Source organism: Flexivirga oryzae, from assembly GCF_014190805.1.
GTDB lineage: Bacteria > Actinomycetota > Actinomycetes > Actinomycetales > Dermatophilaceae > Flexivirga > Flexivirga oryzae.
This window is the reverse complement of the sequence record NZ_JACHVQ010000001.1, coordinates 1,023,912-1,041,394: the sequence shown is the minus strand read 5'-3', so window position 1 is coordinate 1,041,394 and position 17,483 is coordinate 1,023,912. Positions and strand designations below refer to the sequence as shown.

General features: G+C 59.0%; 16 protein-coding genes. 11 read left to right on the top strand and 5 right to left on the bottom strand.

The window, feature by feature from the left end:
- The first annotated feature begins 121 nt into the window (after window positions 1-121).
- The 9 genes from FHU39_RS04765 (at window position 122) to FHU39_RS04730 (ending at window position 10,806) form a co-directional block, all read left to right on the top strand.
- The gene (locus FHU39_RS04765; protein ID WP_343065739.1) at window positions 122-2,500 is read left to right on the top strand and encodes a TOTE conflict system archaeo-eukaryotic primase domain-containing protein; all 2,379 of its coding nucleotides are present in this window, start codon (window positions 122-124) and stop codon (window positions 2,498-2,500) included.
- A gap of 98 nt (window positions 2,501-2,598) precedes the next feature.
- Complete coding sequence (locus FHU39_RS04760; RefSeq protein WP_183319300.1) at window positions 2,599-2,841, top strand: AbrB/MazE/SpoVT family DNA-binding domain-containing protein; 243 nt, start codon at window positions 2,599-2,601, stop codon at window positions 2,839-2,841.
- Window positions 2,838-3,236 carry a PIN domain-containing protein gene (locus tag FHU39_RS04755; protein ID WP_183319299.1) on the top strand — a complete coding sequence of 133 codons (399 nt, stop codon included), beginning with the start codon at window positions 2,838-2,840 and terminating at the stop codon, window positions 3,234-3,236. Before FHU39_RS04760 ends, FHU39_RS04755 begins: the two co-directional genes overlap by 4 nt.
- Before the next feature lie 478 nt (window positions 3,237-3,714).
- Entirely contained in the window at window positions 3,715-3,837 is a 123-nt protein-coding gene (locus FHU39_RS24625) for a hypothetical protein (protein WP_281379567.1), read from the top strand.
- Window positions 3,838-3,922: 85 nt separating this feature from the next.
- A complete protein-coding gene (locus tag FHU39_RS04750; protein WP_183319298.1) occupies window positions 3,923-5,929 on the top strand; it encodes a YcaO-like family protein in 2,007 nt (668 codons plus the stop codon).
- Complete coding sequence (locus FHU39_RS04745; RefSeq protein ID WP_183319297.1) at window positions 5,926-7,200, top strand: periplasmic substrate-binding domain-containing protein; 1,275 nt, start codon at window positions 5,926-5,928, stop codon at window positions 7,198-7,200. The genes FHU39_RS04750 and FHU39_RS04745 overlap by 4 nt, the downstream gene beginning before the upstream one ends.
- 995 nt (window positions 7,201-8,195) lie before the next feature.
- A complete protein-coding gene (locus FHU39_RS04740) occupies window positions 8,196-9,179 on the top strand; it encodes a SagB family peptide dehydrogenase (RefSeq protein ID WP_183319296.1) in 984 nt (327 codons plus the stop codon).
- 86 nt (window positions 9,180-9,265) lie between these two features.
- Entirely contained in the window at window positions 9,266-10,078 is an 813-nt protein-coding gene (locus FHU39_RS04735; protein WP_183319295.1) for a hypothetical protein, read from the top strand.
- Window positions 10,075-10,806, top strand: a complete 732-nt coding sequence (locus FHU39_RS04730) for a methyltransferase domain-containing protein (RefSeq protein WP_183319294.1) — start codon at window positions 10,075-10,077, stop codon at window positions 10,804-10,806. Before FHU39_RS04735 ends, FHU39_RS04730 begins: the two co-directional genes overlap by 4 nt.
- Here FHU39_RS04730 and FHU39_RS04725 read toward each other — a convergent pair whose 3' ends face one another.
- Window positions 10,807-11,994, bottom strand: coding sequence for an MFS transporter (locus FHU39_RS04725; protein ID WP_183319293.1), 1,188 nt, complete (start codon window positions 11,992-11,994; stop codon window positions 10,807-10,809).
- Between the two features lie 533 nt (window positions 11,995-12,527).
- Complete coding sequence (locus FHU39_RS04720; RefSeq protein WP_183319292.1) at window positions 12,528-12,728, bottom strand: helix-turn-helix domain-containing protein; 201 nt, start codon at window positions 12,726-12,728, stop codon at window positions 12,528-12,530.
- A 17-nt stretch (window positions 12,729-12,745) separates the two neighbouring features.
- On the opposite strand from FHU39_RS04720, the gene FHU39_RS04715 reads away from it, so the two are divergent.
- Window positions 12,746-13,546 carry a hypothetical protein gene (locus FHU39_RS04715; RefSeq protein ID WP_183319291.1) on the top strand — a complete coding sequence of 267 codons (801 nt, stop codon included), beginning with the start codon at window positions 12,746-12,748 and terminating at the stop codon, window positions 13,544-13,546.
- A gap of 136 nt (window positions 13,547-13,682) precedes the next feature.
- Here FHU39_RS04715 and FHU39_RS04710 read toward each other — a convergent pair whose 3' ends face one another.
- The 3 genes from FHU39_RS04710 to FHU39_RS04700 all read right to left on the bottom strand — a co-directional run bounded on the left by FHU39_RS04710 (window position 13,683) and on the right by FHU39_RS04700 (window position 17,003).
- Window positions 13,683-14,036: a hypothetical protein gene (locus FHU39_RS04710; protein ID WP_183319290.1), complete on the bottom strand. Its 354-nt coding sequence runs from the start codon at window positions 14,034-14,036 to the stop codon at window positions 13,683-13,685.
- A gap of 43 nt (window positions 14,037-14,079) precedes the next feature.
- The gene (locus FHU39_RS04705; protein ID WP_183319289.1) at window positions 14,080-15,948 is read right to left on the bottom strand and encodes a hypothetical protein; all 1,869 of its coding nucleotides are present in this window, start codon (window positions 15,946-15,948) and stop codon (window positions 14,080-14,082) included.
- 113 nt (window positions 15,949-16,061) lie between these two features.
- Entirely contained in the window at window positions 16,062-17,003 is a 942-nt protein-coding gene (locus tag FHU39_RS04700; protein ID WP_183319288.1) for a hypothetical protein, read from the bottom strand.
- 164 nt (window positions 17,004-17,167) lie between these two features.
- Between FHU39_RS04700 and FHU39_RS04695 the strand changes: the two genes are divergently transcribed.
- Window positions 17,168-17,476: a phosphoenolpyruvate carboxylase gene (locus tag FHU39_RS04695; RefSeq protein WP_183319287.1), complete on the top strand. Its 309-nt coding sequence runs from the start codon at window positions 17,168-17,170 to the stop codon at window positions 17,474-17,476.
- Window positions 17,477-17,483 lie beyond the last annotated feature (7 nt).

The following is a 17,483-nucleotide window of genomic DNA, read 5'->3' as shown; positions in this document are numbered from 1 at the left end:
CGAGTGCCGTCTGGGCGGACAGCGGGTTCAGCGTACGTGGGATCGGCCAGCCTACCGTCTCCTTACCGATGAGCACCCCAACCGCCCGCTTGTAGACCATTGACGTGCGACGATCTCCAGAGTGTCGACGCATCAGCTGCAGCAGGAGGTCGCCCAGCTCATCCGTGAGCGGGACAGTCTGCGCTCGGAGAACCTGCGACTGGCCCGGCTGCTGGACCTCCGCGGCCAGGACGTCACGCCGGCTCCGGAACAACTGGCCGCCACCGTCGATCCTCCAGGCATGGTCACCATGTCTTCCGCTGTCGCGGACAAGCTGCGCCTGTTCGCCGGCCTCTTCGTGCCACGCACCGATGTGTATGCGGTGCGATGGGAGAACAATCGAACGGGGGCAGCAGGATGGATGCCAGCAGTTCGCGGCGGCTGGCGCAAGGGCATGCGCCGCAGCGACGCGTCCTACCTGCCGCTGACCAGCGAGGTCCTCGGGGCCCACCTGGTGGGCCAGGAGTTCGTCGGTGTGTACCCGTTGCGCCCAGACAACACGTGCGCGTTCCTGGTCGCAGACTTCGACGGCTCCGCAGCGATGCTCGACGCCCTGGCATACGTCAAAGCGGCCCGAGCCAGGCAGGTTCCCGCCGCGCTGGAGATCTCCCAGTCCGGGCAGGGGGCACATGTGTGGGTCTTCTTCGCCCAGACGATCCCTGCCGCCACCGCACGATCGGTCGGAACCGTGCTGATCCACGAAGCCATGACGCTGCGCGGGGCGATGGACCTGCGCTCTTACGATCGGCTGTTCCCGAGTCAGGATGTGCTGCCCGCCGGAGGATTCGGCAACCTGATCGCCCTTCCGCTGCAGGGGCGACGCCGACGGGACGGGCTGACGACGTTCCTCGACCTGTCCACGCTCGAACCGCACGAGGATCAGTGGGACTTCCTGTCCACCATGGATCGGCTCAGCCTTTCCGCGGCGAGCAAGATCGCCAACCAGGCCAGCACCACCACCGTCGGCAGCGACGTCCGTGGCTTGAGCCGACCGTCTGCAAGCAGAGTTCACCCGCGTCTGCCGTCCGTCCTACACGCCGAACTCGACGCTGGACTGCGGCTGAGGCCCGCGCAGCTCACCCCCGCGGCGCTGTCCACTTTCAAGCATGCGGCATCGATGGCCAACCCAAAGTTCTACGAGCTGCAGCGGCTGCGCAAGTCGACCTGGAACACACCCCGGTTCGTGCGCGGGTATGACGTGACCGTTGATGGCGATCTGGTCCTTCCCCGCGGACTGCGGCACTTGGCGTCCGAGATCGTGCACGAGGCCGGCTCCCGCTTGGACATCACCGATCTGCGCAGCGCCGGAGCCGAGATCGACGTCGCGTTCTCCGGTCAGCTCGATCCCCGGCAGACCGCCGCCGTCGACGCGTTGCTGGGCCACGATGACGGTGTGCTGGTCGCACCACCGGGATCGGGCAAGACCGTGATGGCATGCGCCGTGATCGCCGAGCGAGCTGCCTCCACCGTCATACTTCTCGATCGCAAGGCGCTTGCCGAGCAGTGGCGCTCCCGAATCGAGGAGTTCCTGGGTTTCCGGCCCGGCCAGCTAGGCGGCGGCCGGCGCAAGCTCACCGGCGTCGTCGACATCATCATGCTGCCGTCCCTGGCTCGTCGCGACGATGTGACGGAGCTGACCAACGGCTACGGACACATTGTCGTCGACGAATGCCATCACCTGGCCGCCGCTGCCTACGACCACTCCGTCAAGCGGATCCGAGGGCGGTACTGGCTCGGGCTGACCGCAACACCCGAACGCCGCGACCGGCTCGGGGAACTGGTCACCTGGCAGCTCGGTCCGATCCGGCACACGGTGAACGACGAGGGACCGACAACCCTTACCGACGTATTCGTCCACGAGCCGGGCCAGCAACGGGTGATGCACTTGCACCAGACAGCGTTCCGCTGCGACGGCATCGACCCCACCGACACGGCCGCGCTGGCGGAGGTGCACCGTGCACTGGCAGCCGACCCAGCCCGTAACACCCAGATCGTCGACGACGTCATTGACGCCGCCGCTCACGGCCGCAACTGCCTGGTGCTCACTCGCCGCGTAGCGCACGTCGAAAACATCGTCGCCCTCCTTGCCAAGCACGGGCACGACGCAATCGTTCTCCAAGGTGGCATGAGCACCGCACAGCGCCGCGAGGCAGTCCACCGATTGTCGGAGGCGGACACTGGCGACGGCGTACTCGTCGTCGGGACAACACCATTCATCGGCGAAGGCTTCGACGCCCCCGCCCTGGACACGCTCTTCCTCGCCGCCCCGGTCTCGTTCGACGGCCTGCTCGTCCAGTGCGCGGGCCGGGTGGTACGCGCCTCGCCCGGTAAAGAAGTGGTCGAAGTGCATGACTATCACGACCACCAGGTGCCGATCCTCGCCGCCTCACTGAAGCGCCGCATGCCCGGCTACCGCACACTCGGCTTCAGCGAGTCATCCGGCAATCAGCGCCGGAGCTGATCGTGCCCGACGCCGTGTGCACGGCGGAAACTCCGGCTGACCGGGCCTGACATCAATCACTTGGGTACACTTGCCTTACCTGTTGTAAGGAGCGAGGAATGGTATCTGCGACGGTCACCAGCAAGGGGCAGGTCACCATCCCCGCCGAGGTGCGGGCTCGCCTCGGCCTACGGCCAGGCTCCCGACTCGCCTTCGTACCAACCGCGGATGGATACGAGATCCACCCGCAAGCTGCCTCGATCAGGGATCTCAAGGGCGCGGTGCCACGGCCGGACCAGCCGATCAGCGTCGAGGAGATGAACGAGGCCATCGCCACTGCCGCAACGGAAGACACCCGGTGATCGGTCTCGACACCAATGTCGTCGTCCGGTATCTCGTTCAAGACGATCCCGACCAGTCAGCTGCCGCGTCCGCGCTGATCGAAGACCTGACCGAGACCGAACCCGGTTACATCAGCCTGGTCACCGTCGTGGAGTTGTACTGGGTCCTGCGACGCGCCTACAGAGTCAGCCCGGCCCGGTGCACCGAGCTGCTGGAAGGCCTCCTGGATGCGCGCGAGCTTCGAGTCGGTCAAGACGACCTGGTGCGGGCAGCGCTGCGAGATGCCGACGGGCTAGACTTCGCTGATGCCGTCATCGCTGAGCTCGGTCGGACCGCGGGCTGCGAGCGCACGGTGACCTTCGACCGGCGTGCAGCGCGTGGCCGTGCCATGCAACTGCTCCCATCCCGCCGTTGAACTCGCACAGGGCTGCCGGCGTCCTCGCTGCGCCGCCGCTCCTCCTGAATCCGCTGCGTTCAATGAATTGACAGAGGGACCAGGCGAAATGCGTGCCTGGTCCCTCTGTCAATCAGTGGAGCTGGTTCGACGCCTTTCACACCCGCTTGTCGGAGTGCTCGAAGGACAAACAAAAGGAGCCGCCAACCGGTACCGCCTCCACGGCACTGTCGACCCCGACTAACTAGTAGAAGCCGACAGCGGCTCGACCGCATCTGCACGGCGGTCGCGAAGCCGCACGGTCGACTCGGGCGGGCTGCACATGTTCGCGCGACCACGGCAATGCGCGCATCGCCACTGCTGCTGGAGCGCGACAGTCCCAGTGAGCCCGGCAGACACCTGCAGCATGCAGCCACAGCACTCGGGGTCTTGACAACGCTGAGTTGTCGGCGGACTCTTACAAGCGCGCAACGCCACACGCGGGAGGAGGTGAAGACGCATGCCAGACCGCAACTTGGAAGAGCTCCTGGAGGAGCTCAAGGAGCCGAGTGCTGCCGACCGCGGCCCCGATGGTTCCCACCACTTCGTCGCAGACGAAGACGAACTGCTGGACGAGGAGTGACCGCAGTACCACAAGGGTGGCCCAGGCTCAGTCTCGATGAGCCTGGGCCACCGCTTCGCAGCCGTACCAACACCCAGAGTGCAGCATGACTGACTGGAAATTGTATCTGTCCGACACGTATGCGTACATCCTCACGCCGTATGGCAATCGCCGGATAAGCCGAGGCGCGCTCGGACTGGACCATCCGACTGCAACCGTCAGCGCAGAGGGCGCCGACGAGGTAAAAGACGTGCCTGAAGGGATCGCCCAGTTCATCAACCAAGCAGTATCGAAGCTTCGGGACACGCAGAGTCTGCCCGGCCAGCAGAAGAAACAGGGACCGACGGCGGACGCAATCACCTCGAGTGCACGGCGGATCGTAGATCTCGGCAAGAAGCGAATACGTGTTCTAAATCTTCTTCTGGAGGATGAACCGTCGCTGACCGAGATTGTGCACGAATCTGCAATCAAGAATCAGGAGCTCGTGTCCATAATCTGGAGCAGAGACCTCAAACTCCTCGCCCTTCACCGACCAGCTACCCAGACATGTCCGTTATGTCTTACAAACCGGATCCGTGCTCGACATCCTTGGCGTGATATCGCTTCAATCCCACTTTACGACTTACTTGGCCAGACAACCGACTCAGACACCACAGTAGACCCTGCCCAAGTTGATGACATCGTCCGACGATGGGTCCTCGGCGCACTTCCCGGCCTCGACACGGCACATACACTCGCAGGTCGGAATTTCGAGGAACATTTAATTCCTCCATCGCCCAGCTGCAGTATTGACGGCCTCCACAAGTCAATGGCTGATGCTGTGGCTCCAGACAGGATCGCAGACCAGACCCTCGGGATTGTCGGTAGCGTTGAACTCGCAAACGACAGCGAGGTCTCAGAGGGCCTCTCACACGCAGTAACCGTGGGCAAGACTGACACCCGTCAGTTCGCACCAGTCGAAGGTCAAGCATCTGGCTCGGCAGTCAAAGACACTGTCATTGGTGCGAAAATGGCAGCTTTAGGAGAGGCGATAGAACGGTATTGCTCGGCGATTTACTCTCCGCACAAGCTGAAAAGGTCGACGTTCTCGCATCTCTCAGCACAAGCTATTCACCCATCCGATATTCAACTAGCGTCTGATCGCGAACTGGCTCTTCCAAGATCGCTATCCCGATACACTGAAGCCACGGAAATAGACTGGGTTGTTGCCAATTTGATCTCCAACGGCCTGCCCATATGGGTTCCGGCCGCCGCCGTCTACTTACCTTTCAAGGTCCGCAAACGGGAAGAACTTCTGTTTCGACCGATTTCTACGGGGCTCGCAGCCGGAACCTCTCTGGCAATGGCACAGCGGAACGCACTGATTGAAATTATTGAGAGAGATGCGTTTGTAATCTTCTGGGAAAACAAGCTGACCGTTCCGTCACTTGATGTGACCTCGCTGCCACAGGAAAATATTGCGCGCATCATCTACGAACGATATCTCGACGCTGGGATCGACATCGTCTGCAAAGACATCACTACGGACAATGGAATACCTGCAGTGCTCGTCTCCTCTATTGACCGCCACAGTCAAACCTATCCATTGGTCGCGCACTCTGCACGGGCTGGCCTAACGTACACCGAAGCAATATTGGGCGCTTTAAGCGAACTTGGACAAGTGCGAGACGGCATAGTTCAATGGCTCAAGCGTCAGCCGGTTCCGAAGTCCGCGGATGACCTGAAAACAATGTCTGACTATTTCACGTACTATTGTCGCGAGGACCGACTTGATGCCATCTCCTTTGTTCGCCAGGGGGATTCGAAACCCGTTCCAGACAGCGAAATCGAACGCGAACCCCTCGCAATGGAGACTCAAGTCTCTTGGCTAGAGGCACGACTTAGCGCAGTCGGCCTGGACGCCCTATACGTTGACCTCACGACTGCCGATGCCGCTTGGGCTTCGTGGCGCGTGGCACGAGTCCTGGTTCCAGGATTGCAACCAGTCAGCTTCAATCGAAACTTCCGCCACCTCGGGAATCCTCGGCTGTACCAAGAACCTGTCAAGCGTGGCCTCCTAACGCACCCCAAAGACGAATCACAGCTGAATGTCCACCCAGTGCCTGGTGGATGATGAACCCAAGCGATCAGTTACTCACGTACGCGCTGCCGAACTTGCCGCGCAAGGACGCCAATGGTCCGATGACTGGCATTGAACGAGCCGTGTGTGAACTGCTGCATGACCCACCTTTGATGGCATCTGGACGGTCTTCCGCGACCCACGTCAGAGTTGAACCGTTCGATGAGAGATCGTGGATTGCTATCCCTGAGGACGAACTCGGCGTGGAATATGTCGCCGCTGCCGAAGATGACTTTCCGCGTGGCCGTTGGGGCCGGGTGCTGTCGAAGACCATGAGCGGATCTCTGCGCTTCACGCTAGCTCATCCGGACATGGTCACCAGCATCTTCACATCCGATCTAACGCTCCATATCAATGGAAGTGGTTATTGGTACCCAGCCGTCAAGGGACGAGGTCGATTCGAGGTGGATGCGAATGACGAGGCGTCACTCATACTGAAATCGAACCAAATCACTTCAGCACCACACCAATTTTCAACTATCCGCCTCGTCCAACTGAGTACACGGGCTGAGCTGCTAAAACACCTCGCGGCGGAAACGGTACACATCGCAGCCCTCCAGACGAATGAGTACGTCGATGAATCGAAATACTTGATGCGACATGGTGATACCGCCAACGTGTCGCTTTTAAGGCGCGGGATCGATTCAGCATTAACTACTGCTGAGGCGTGGGCGTTGAGTTGCGCCATCCCGCGCGACTCGTTTGCTCAGCAATTCTGTTTCCAGGGAATTGGGGCAACATGTACGCTGAGTCCCACCACCGTGATAGCGACTGACAAATGTGAACCGAACGATCTGCCAAAGAGCGCATCCATGATGGTCCAGCCGACCGCGCGGGCAACGCGTTGCGGTCGTTGGCTCGCCGACACGCTGCGCGAACGGGTAGGAATCAACCTAGATGTCGTCGTACCCGACTGGCATACATACTGGCATGGAGTCACCCGAGGTATCGGTGCCGACTTGATCTGGTGCGGAGCGTACGCCCACTCAAACACACTATGGGCTTGGGTTGGCGAGAATATTCTCGACTGGATGCTTCCAGAATCGGTTGCGCGTAAATATTGGGAGTTCGTCGAAGAGCGTAATTACGCAGAAGGCGCGCTAGCAGAGATAGAATCACGAGCAATACGTGCTGGGTGGATCATACCAATCTATCGGCATCATGCAGTATTCGCGGTCAACCGGCATGTTGCAGGTTTGGATGTTCAGCTTGATGACTGGCCGGCTCCAGCCTTGAAACGGATCGAAGCGCTTTCATGGACGTGAGTTCGCGTAGGACGCCAGGGGCTTCGGCACTTGCCGACGCTCCTGGCGAGTACGTCTCGATCGGCGCGTTGGAGGACGCTCATGTCCATGCCGCCGACCGCGACAAAGAAGAACTCCTCAGATACGGCATCGCCTCCGTTCGGGACATGGGATCGACTGGGCTCGCGACCGATCTCCAGTCCGATTGCTGGCCAACCCGTAGATCTCTCCAGGTCCAACGTGGCGGTCGAGTATTCGACGCACCCTACAGTACACTCCGAACCGCATGGCCATGGCATGACGATGATGACCTTAAGCGGATCATCTACTCACTGCCAAACTCATGGAGCCATATCAAGATATATAGTTCGTTTCCCTCGACCCAAATACCGTGGCTATGTCAGCAGGCCGTCGGCCGCGGCTTGACGATAACCATACACCCAGGCGCTGATGCGCTATTGACTGCGATACCAGCTCTTGATGAAGTTGCGCACATTACGAGCGTTCTTGGCTACATCGAACCTCTTCCTCATGCGATTCCTCAACTTATCCAACGCTGGTCAGCGGGATTTACCAAGATAGAAATCGATGACATCATTAATCGAGCCCGGCTGGCGCAACTATGTCCGACGCTGTCTGTCTTCCATGCGTGGCTCGAAGCCAAGTCATTCGATGGCGTTCCCCAGAATGTACGTTCGACGCTGCGATCGTCACGGAAGGTTGTCGAAGCGGCGTGGGAGAACATGATAATGATGGCAAATCTTCTTTTCCATGCCGGGGTCACATTTCGCATCGGGTCAGATACTCCGAACCGTGGAGTCGCTCCGGGGTATTCCTTATGGAAGGAGGTCGACCTGATTTCACAAGCAATCGAAAGGCCGCGGATTACCGTGCTAGAAATGGCGGCTAGCGGAACCGGAGAGACAATCAGGGTTAGACGAGCGGTGCTTGATCGATTCTTATGCACAGGGGTGCCGCCTGCTCCAGAGGACATCCAGACCGGGAAGGAATAACACATGAGTAACCAGGAAGCGCTGACGAGCAACTTCGTAACCGTGGGAACCGAGCACGGTCCCATGGTTAGCGACGGCTGGCACGGCACTTTTGTCCCGGCCTCCGAACTGTTGCTAGCAATCTTGAACGCTGCATCGACCCCGTCGACGCTCGAACAACTGTCATCCGCGCTCGACATCAGCCCGGACCAGCTGGCGCCCGTTGCACAACGACTGGAGCAGCTCGGCCTCCTCACACGAGACCGCACCTCAAGCGACCTGACCGCCATTGAAATGATTGGACATGCGGTCCTGCCGCATGGCCGCAAGGCGGATCTCCATTCTCTTCCTCCCCAGCCATGGTCTGGCAGCCTCGGTTCCCCGACGACGTCACTGCCTGCCGATATCGAGATTCCTGCCGGCATTCGAGCGCTCTTTCGAAGGCGCAGCAGAAGGGACTTCGCTGACATCCCCCTTCCTTTGGGTAGGATTGCCGACCTCCTGGCGCTAAGTGTCTTTGATGCGCAGTCGATCGGACCTGCTGAGAAGCAAGCTCAGCATCGAGTCTCGCCGTCAGCAGGCGGACGTCATCCGATTGAGCTCTTCCTCCTTGTCGATCGTGTTGAGGGACTTGAGCCCGGAATCTACTGGGTGGACGCTCCCAGCCGCGGGCTCACAATCGTTCCGGGTGGGCGGGAGCCAGCGCGGGTTCTCCTGGAACAAACCTATCCGGCTGCAATGCGAAGCGATACGCCGGCCGCAGCTCTCTATCTAGCAGCAGCTACCCGCCGCGTCGCGTGGAAGTATGAGCAGAATGTCCTTGAACTCGTCAATCGTGATGCTGGTGCGGTCCTTCAAACGCTCTACCTAGTTGCCACTGCTCTGGGTCTTGCAGCGACAGCTGTTGCTGTCAACGAGCATCCGCCAAACTCAGCCGTCGCCAGGTTCGCACCAGAGCCCATCATCAACGTTGGCGCCTTCTGTCTAGGATTGCCGGTGAAGAAGTGAACGCTATATGGGAAGAGGCATGTATTCTTGGTCGCCAACTGTCCAAGGACTGGGCACCCGATGATGGTCCCGATGCTTTTGGCACTATGGCTGCACAACTGTTGGCTGAGCGTCGTCACGATCTAGAAGCGGTTCAGCATGACGCCTTAGTCCAGTTGGTGAAGTGCCACCTTGGAGAGGTAGCTCCACAGCGAGATGGCGGTGGTTTAGGTGATCCTGCCGTCACTCTCTACGAGGATCGCCAGAGAAAGTTTTATATCGAAGCACTTTTTCACATCGATGTCAGCACCGCCATCCACGATCACGCGTTCAGCGGTGCGTTTATCGTCACCGATGGCACCTGTGCACATCAGAAGTTCGAGTTTGAAGTTGACGGGTCTGGCTCACACCTGCTCGGCGAATTGAGTCCCACCAAAGCTGATCGAATCGGCCCGGGAACCGTACTTCAGATTGAGAGCGGTCCTCGGTTCGTCCATCGGAATCTCCATCTCTCGAAGCCAACTGTCACCGTTGTAGTGAGAACCGAGTGGGATGGCATCTATCAGCACACGTATACTGCCGATGGCATTCGCCTTCCGATAAAGACCAGTGCGGAGAATCGCGTTCAGCTGACCATGCTTCGAAGCCTGGCACAGATCGATCGAGGTAAGGCGTTGCAATTCGCCGTCGACGCGATAGCGCACACCCGTTCTAGTGAACAGGCCATCAGACTCATATATGCGGCATGGCATCACCTTTCGCTTGATGAAGTCGAGCGCATGAACCTCGTTATGCAATCAGAGTCAGCTCTCGATGGGAGCGTCGGGGCGCTCGTGAGATCTGCGGCACAGTTTGGGGCTCCTGCATTGGCGGACGACCTGCTCGCTCACGCCTTTTTGGATGAGGAGACTGCTAGGTGAACTTTGACGACGCGCGATACGGTGACTCGATTGCCGATGATTACGATGCCCTTGGAGGGGACCCAGGCGACACGGACGAAGCGGTCGCTTTCTTGTCATCCTTGTCGGCCCCGCGATATCTCGAGCTGGGTATCGGGACCGGACGGGTTGCAGTGCCGCTAGCCAAGACTGGAGCGACCGTAGTTGGAGTCGATGTCTCCGAGAGGATGCTCGACGTACTGAGTTCAAAAGAATCCGGAATTGGGGTCCGCGGTGTTCTCGCCGACATGGCTGATCTTCCAGAGACAGTCGGTGAGTTCGATTGCGTGTATACATTGTTCAACAGCTTCTCGGCCCTTCAGACACAATGTCGTCAGCTCCAATGCATGAAATCAGCACATGAAAGACTGGCATCTTCCGGGTGCTTCATCGTTCAGGTGTCCCTTCCAGAGCCCAAGCTATGGGACCGTGGCCAGCGCTTTCAAGTGTGGGATATCGAGCCCGATAGAGTAATCCTAGAAGCCAGCCGCGTCGACACGATCTCACAGCAGATTGATCTGCAAAGGATAGTTGCAACAGAACGCGGCCTACGATTCTTTCCGTGGAAGGTTCGCTACGTATGGCCCTCGGAGATGGTGCTGCTTGCCAAGCTGGCTGGCTTCGAGCATGTAGAGCAATTCGCTGACTGGGACCAGTCTCCTATTCGGCCTCAGTCGTTTCGCTATATCACTATCGCGAAACGCGGATAGCTAAACGGATACAGTTTTTCCTAGTCTCACTGCACGGGCAAGCATCACGAGTGTGACGACCATGGCCATCGGGGCAAGTAACAGCCATGAGCCGCGCGGGCCCAACCCAGCGGCGACGACCCCTGCGATGCCGGCCCCAAGTGGGCTTCCCAGATTTGCCAACGAACGAGCTGTCGAGTGGACGCGACCCAAAAGATCCCGCGGGACGATGATCTGGCGCAGCGTGATCGTTGCAATCAGTACATAATAGACGGAACCATCCAACAGCGCGGTCCCAACGCCACTTGCTATCGGATTCAGGACGGCAGGAGTTGCAACGGCAGCGACAACCGAAAGTGCTGCTGCTCCTGCGACCGGCGCCGGCACCTGGCGCGAGAACCTTGTCTTCGCGATCAGAACCGCGGCAATGAGCCATCCTAAGCCGCCGGCAGCATAAATCAAACCCGTTTGAGACCCCGTGTAGTCGCCTATGCCTCGAAACAACGGGATCATCATTGCCCCAACGGTGCCAGTTGCAAAGGCGAGACTCGCTGACGACAGAGTGAGACGAGAAACAGTTCGATCACGCAGCACGTACCTTAAGCCAACCAATGCCGAGCGTCCGGGGCTTTCACCGCACTGCTTGCTACCGGCGGTGGGCTGAGCACGTAGCAGTAGACTCCCTATCGTGGCAAGTGCCAACGTGCAGGCGTGCGTCATGAACACCACGGGCACCCCGACTGTACCAAGCAGCGCGCCTGCAGCGCTCGGCCCAATGATCCGTGTAAAGGCACTAACACCCTCAACTCGGGCATTTGCGGAGGGCAAATCGTCGGTCTGCACCATACGTGGAAGCATCACTGCACTGGAAGCGTCAAATGCAACCGTCAAGCAGCCGACGGCAAAAGCAATGACCGCGAGGACCGGTATCGAGGTGACGTGTGTGTACGCGGACACCGTCAGGATCGCGATGAGAACTGAGGAAACTCCTTCGGTAAGGACCATGAGGCTCTTAGGCGGTGTTCGATCTGCAAGGACGCCCGCCCAAATTCCCACAAGCGCATAAGGAAGAACCGACGTAGCAGTAACCCAAGCCGTATCGGAAGCTGATCCTGTCAGGAGATAGGCTTGCCAGGGAATCGCGACGACCATCATAGAATGACCGAAACTGGATACAGCTCGCGATAACCAGTAGAGTCCGAAATTCACGCCGAGTGGGTTAACCTTCGCCGCTATCGCTGACACTACGCACCCTCATGTCGTTGAACTGCGTGAATCCAGTGTTGACGGGCCGCCTGCTTCGTCATTCCGAGAATCTCGCCCACTTCACCCCACGTGGCACCCGCATCTATGCATGCGGCGACGGCCTCTCCCAACTGCCGGGCGAGTTGCGCAGAGGCAGCCCGGTACTCTGTCAATTCGGTCGTGAGTTCGCGGAGCTTCGCAGATGCATCAGGCGGGGTTGTGCGGTTATAGGCCATCGCGTCCGTCTACTCTCGACCTGGTGGCCCTTCGCTCGCGTGAAACCATCATGTCGACAACTATGGCTTGTCGGCTTGATGTTGTCAAGGTCCTACACGGCCACCTACGTCGCGCTTCCGGGGCGTCCCCTTCGTATAGCCAGGACCGACAAGAGCCCCGCGATGCCCGGGCGGACGACGGGGGGCCATCCACGTCCGGCGAGACTCCTGTCGACGCGAGCGGTCAGTGGCGTTGAGCCGCAGATGTTTTCATTGCCACCCTCACCTCAGCAACTCCACTGCCTCCCGCTCGAAGTATTCTGCAATGCGCTCGACCGACTTCAGGGTGAGGTTCTTCTCGCCACGCTCGATAGCGCTCCAGTAGGTACGGTGCATGCCGATCCGGTCGGCGAAGGCTTCCTGACTGAGGCCAGTGCGCTCACGGAGGGTACGGACGTTGGGCAACGCCACGGTCAGCTGCACGCGACGGGAGCGGCGACATGACGACGATCGGCTGGATCCTCCTAATCGCAGGGCTCTTCCTAATAGCGGCGTCAATCTTGATGGCTTTCCAAGTCGGTCGAGACCGGTTGACAGAGCGCCCACAGACCAGTAGTGGGCAGTGGGGTGACAAGGGGTTCGTCGTCAACAGTTTCAGTGCCCTGATGTTCATGGGCGGCCTCGTACTGGTAATCATCGGCCTTGTCTTCGGTCGCACTGGTGGCACGGATCGGGCTTCAGGTGTCAGTACCTTTCCGCCGGTTGTGGCCACGACCGGCGCTCCATCGACGGTGACCGTCACAGAAACCCCTCGAACGACGAAACCCGGACCCAGCACGCCCCGAGCGACCGCGCGGGCGCAGTCTTCGACGTCAATACCCGCGCCGTCGCCGTCCAGCACGACGCAGCCCACGTCTTCCAGCCCCTCGACGGTGTCCAGGACTGGACCGTGGTCGGTATCGACCAACGATCTCCAACTGGTTGTCGAACGCGTCGTCCCCGATCCCGATCATCCAAAGCTGATGCGCTTGTCGGTCCGGGTGGTGAATGATTCCGACACTGACATGGACTTTGGCCTAGAGAACTTCCTTGCGGTCGACAACCACGGCACCCATTACACCGCAGATGAGAACCTGAGCACGTGGGATGGACCTTACCTATCCTCTGGCCAGCGGCTGGCTGGGCAGATCGTGCTGGCCGATCCACTGCAGGCCGGTACCACCTTGCTGAACGTCAGTTTCAACGTCGATAGCGGGACGGGCAGCTACGAGACCATCGAGACGACAGTGCCGATCTCATAATCGCTGCCATACCTTTCATAGATGGGGCGCGCACACTCGAATTGCTGGTCCACCAACCTCACTACAGCCGCAACACCCGGACCACCCTTCCGCGTTCACGAAGGGACAAGCTTCACTCTGGCCTCTTATTGGCGGCCTATCGATTTTTTCGCACCGCGCTCAGCAACGAAAGGAACTCTCTCTCGAGGGCCTCCGACCGAATTATTTCTGAGGTCCTAAACTCCGGTGGCGTCGCGGGAGACTCGACAACGAGGTCACCGGATAATTCACCAGTTAGTGATATGTGTGACGGAAGGGTCGTTTCGATATCGTCATCGTCCCTGTACGCCGGGTACATGTCCTCTTGCTCTATTCGCGTGATTTCCTCGTATATGCCATTGTTTTCGAGTTTTATCTTGTTGCGCTCCACTCCTTCACTGCTGCCATCGTCCGCGTTGGTTATCGCGACAATTCCATTGTCGTCCGTCTGAGCGGTCCCTTCTTTAGTCACTTATACTCCTAAGTTTGATGTTGATCAAGCATTTCAAGATGTATCAGTTCGTGTGTCCGGCAGTTCGCATAGCTCGCCGAAACCTACGTTGACGACTACCGAACGTTACTATCACATAGCCGACCTGGGCCATTGAAAGTACCCATACAAGCATCCACCAAGGATGCCCTACAAGATGGAGCCAATCGTATAATACAGATGGAAACCTGTCTGTCTCGTAGCTTTTCTTTGACTCCTTGAACAACATGATACCCTCGGCCAAGACTGCTACAAACGTTAGAGATACCATTTCTGAAATTAGAACCGGTGTTGCGCGACGAAGCCCTGTGTAGTCGAATCGAGACGCGACCCACGCGGAGAGAAGTACAGGTATGCCGAGAACCACCGTTCCTGCCGTGCCTGGCTCGCCGTGCTTAAAGAGCCGATCCTGATAGAACGCAATCGCAGAGCAGATTAGAGCCAAGTAGACAGAGAGGCCAAGAATGGCCGACTCTGCCGAGGGCGGAATCGGCACGAAGGCAAGGTCGAGGTAGAGACCCTTAGCTCGCTTGCGCTCGTCTCCACGCTCATCCACCGAGTGGGGGGATATCTCTGAGCGAAGCTGGCGCGCATGAAAATGGACAGACACAACACTTGCCTGTGCCATCTTTGCGATGACTCGCAATCCAGGTCTTGTTGCAGATGCACTATTTTGATTGGTTCCAGCTTGCGCCTCTCTTGAAAGATCGTTGCCAATGTTGGTTATCGCTGCCGTACGCATTCTCGATTCAGAGGGTAGCCTCACGTTCCCGGCGAAAAGATATGTATCGGGCGGCGCCATCGCTTGGAAATGATAACTAGCAGCGTCCGTTGCCTCGGGAACTCGGATGCGATACCTAAGATTTGGTACCCCCATATATCTACGGATCCTTCCGGAGAGGCCTACGTTCAAATAGCGGCGCGACTCATGATACGACAAATCTATGCGACAACGCGGTCCGGGCAGTTGCATCCATACCACGTAGTACGTGGCAAGGTGCCGCATCAACATCAGAAACAGCCGGCGATTCGCCGGTACAGACTCGAGTACTGCCATGTCTTGGAGGGCCTCTGCACCGTCGAGTTGTTTCCATCGATCTTGAAGACGCGTTACGAGATCTTCGAACGTCCTTACAGCGGTGGGTTCTCTACTTTCACACACCGCCAGACTTTCGCGCAACAGATTAAGTTCTTCCTCTTCTGCGGATGCGCGAGGAATACATAGGAGGAAGAGGCGTCGAACGATCATCGATGTAACAGTAATGTTCTGCTCGGATGGAAGTGTATCTGCCGAGACTCCGTCTATCATGAAGTCTGTTCGACTTAGTGCCTGGCCCTTCGTATGCCGCAGCAGCGGATATAGCCATTCCAAGGGCGGCTCTTTAGGTGCAAATAATGGGCCCCTCGCGTCCGCGCCCGTCTTTGCAGTATTGAGTCTTTGTACCACTCTTTCCATATTGACTTGACGCTGGACGTTGTGTTCTATTGTGTATTCGGTTAATTCCGCGCGATCATGAACTCTTACATTGATGCGATCGACCTTGATAAGTGCGGCAAGTGCGACGGATATTGTGCGGGAGGAGTAAGGGGATTCGACGTCCTCATTTGGCGCATCAACGTCTGGGATCCCTTGTATTTGAAGCCCGTCCTGTATTTCGAAATACTCCATTGCCCGCGCACGACTCGCTAACCATGCTCCAACACTTGCTAACACAATACCTAATGCGGCTGGCGCGAACGCGGCGATGCGGTAATCTGGACCACCACTCGAGACCCTCGCGACCGGTGTTTTAGCATAAATTGATGCAGCTAAAGCGATGAGTGTGATGCCAAATACGACCGCCGTTCTGCCGCAATACTTGAGAAGAGCGATGCCCAAATCGCGCCTGCTCATTGCGTGGCCCCTTTATTAGCCTGGCGTGTCCGAGAGTTACGTGCTGGTAAGCGGTTTGCCATGCGATGTCGCGCCGCCTTAGTCTTCATCCACAACTCTGTCGCCCGGGCGCACTACAATGCCGAGCGCCATGCCACGCCACACCACAAGCCACCGTGCTGGTCATGGAATGTCACACGGACCGCGTCGTTCTTATCAGCCTGGAGTACACGGTCAGCGGACGGTCGCCCGGGTCGCTCGACATCGGTCAGTCCGCTGAACTGCCACACGATGTCTGGCCGTTCACCCTTGAATACCACCTCGAAGCGGGCCGATCTGGTCGGCTCATGGAACGCCATACTGTCCTCGGTAAGCCAACGGTCATCGTTCGGATCACTCTCTATACGTGATTCCAGCGTGTACAGCCCGCCGCGGTTTAGCGGCTCCGGGAACCAGAATCTGTGGACGTACCCGTTCTCGACCGGGACGACCTGGACTCGGACGCCATCGCCCGCATATGCGGGCTCAGCATTCGGGCTCGCGATCGCCACGTACTCGGCGCCGTCGAAGGTGGCCATGAAGCGGATCCAACGTCTCGTCTCGACGTGCCGCCGGTTCTCGACGATCGTCCGCGTATGGATGCTCGCGATCACGATCGCGTTGTGCGACTCGGGGACTCGGAGCGGCAACGGCGACTTCGGGTACCACCCGGTGATCAGCTGGACGAGCAGCCGGTCGACAGCCTTGGTGTCTCGGTCGGCGACTGCTTCGCGCCCAATCCCGTGCGCCTTGCCGTAGGCGTCGCGGCGCAGTTGCAGCCTCGATTCGCCAGCGACTTCCTCCCCGAGCGCGTACACAGCCAGTAGTACATCGGCATCTGGGTCGCGGAGTGAGCAGATTGCGAAAACTAGTCGCTCTCGCAAGACAGCTTCTGGCAGGTCGAGCCCGCCGAGTACCTGCCGTAGTGCTCGGCACGCGGCCAGACGCTTGCCTGTGTAGCCCCGGCCCTTGCGGAGGTAGAGCAACTCACGGCGGATCTCCTCCGGGTCCTCAGTGTCGGTCGGCTGCCCCCTCATGAAGGGATTCTGCAGGGTGGGACTCCAACTTTGCGCGCGTTTCGCTCCAACTTCGTCTTTGGCTCTCGCGTCGCATCCGCTCGGTTTCTAGCGTCGCTTGCAGGTCAGCGATTTCATCAGCCGGCGAAGTCGGCGGTCAGCTGGTCTGTAAGGAGAACCGGAACATGGCTTCAGATCTCTCCCTCTTCGGCGGTACCGGCAGCTCAACTGCCCTGACCGGCCAGCCGCTCGGTCGCGGCGTGTCCAAGCAGGTCAAGAAGAGCACCGACTTGGTGGTCGGTCGCGGTGCGGTGGCGTACACCACTGACACCGTGCGCGCCGGTTTGACCTACAGCGCCCTGAACAACATCGGGACGCTGGTCGGAGCTGCCGAGCAGCTCATGCAAGTCGCCCCGGGTGGGCAGGCGTACTACGAGGCCTGCCTCAACGCCTACGCCCTAGGCGCTGCCAATGCGATCGCCCGCTTCCAGTGAAATCGCC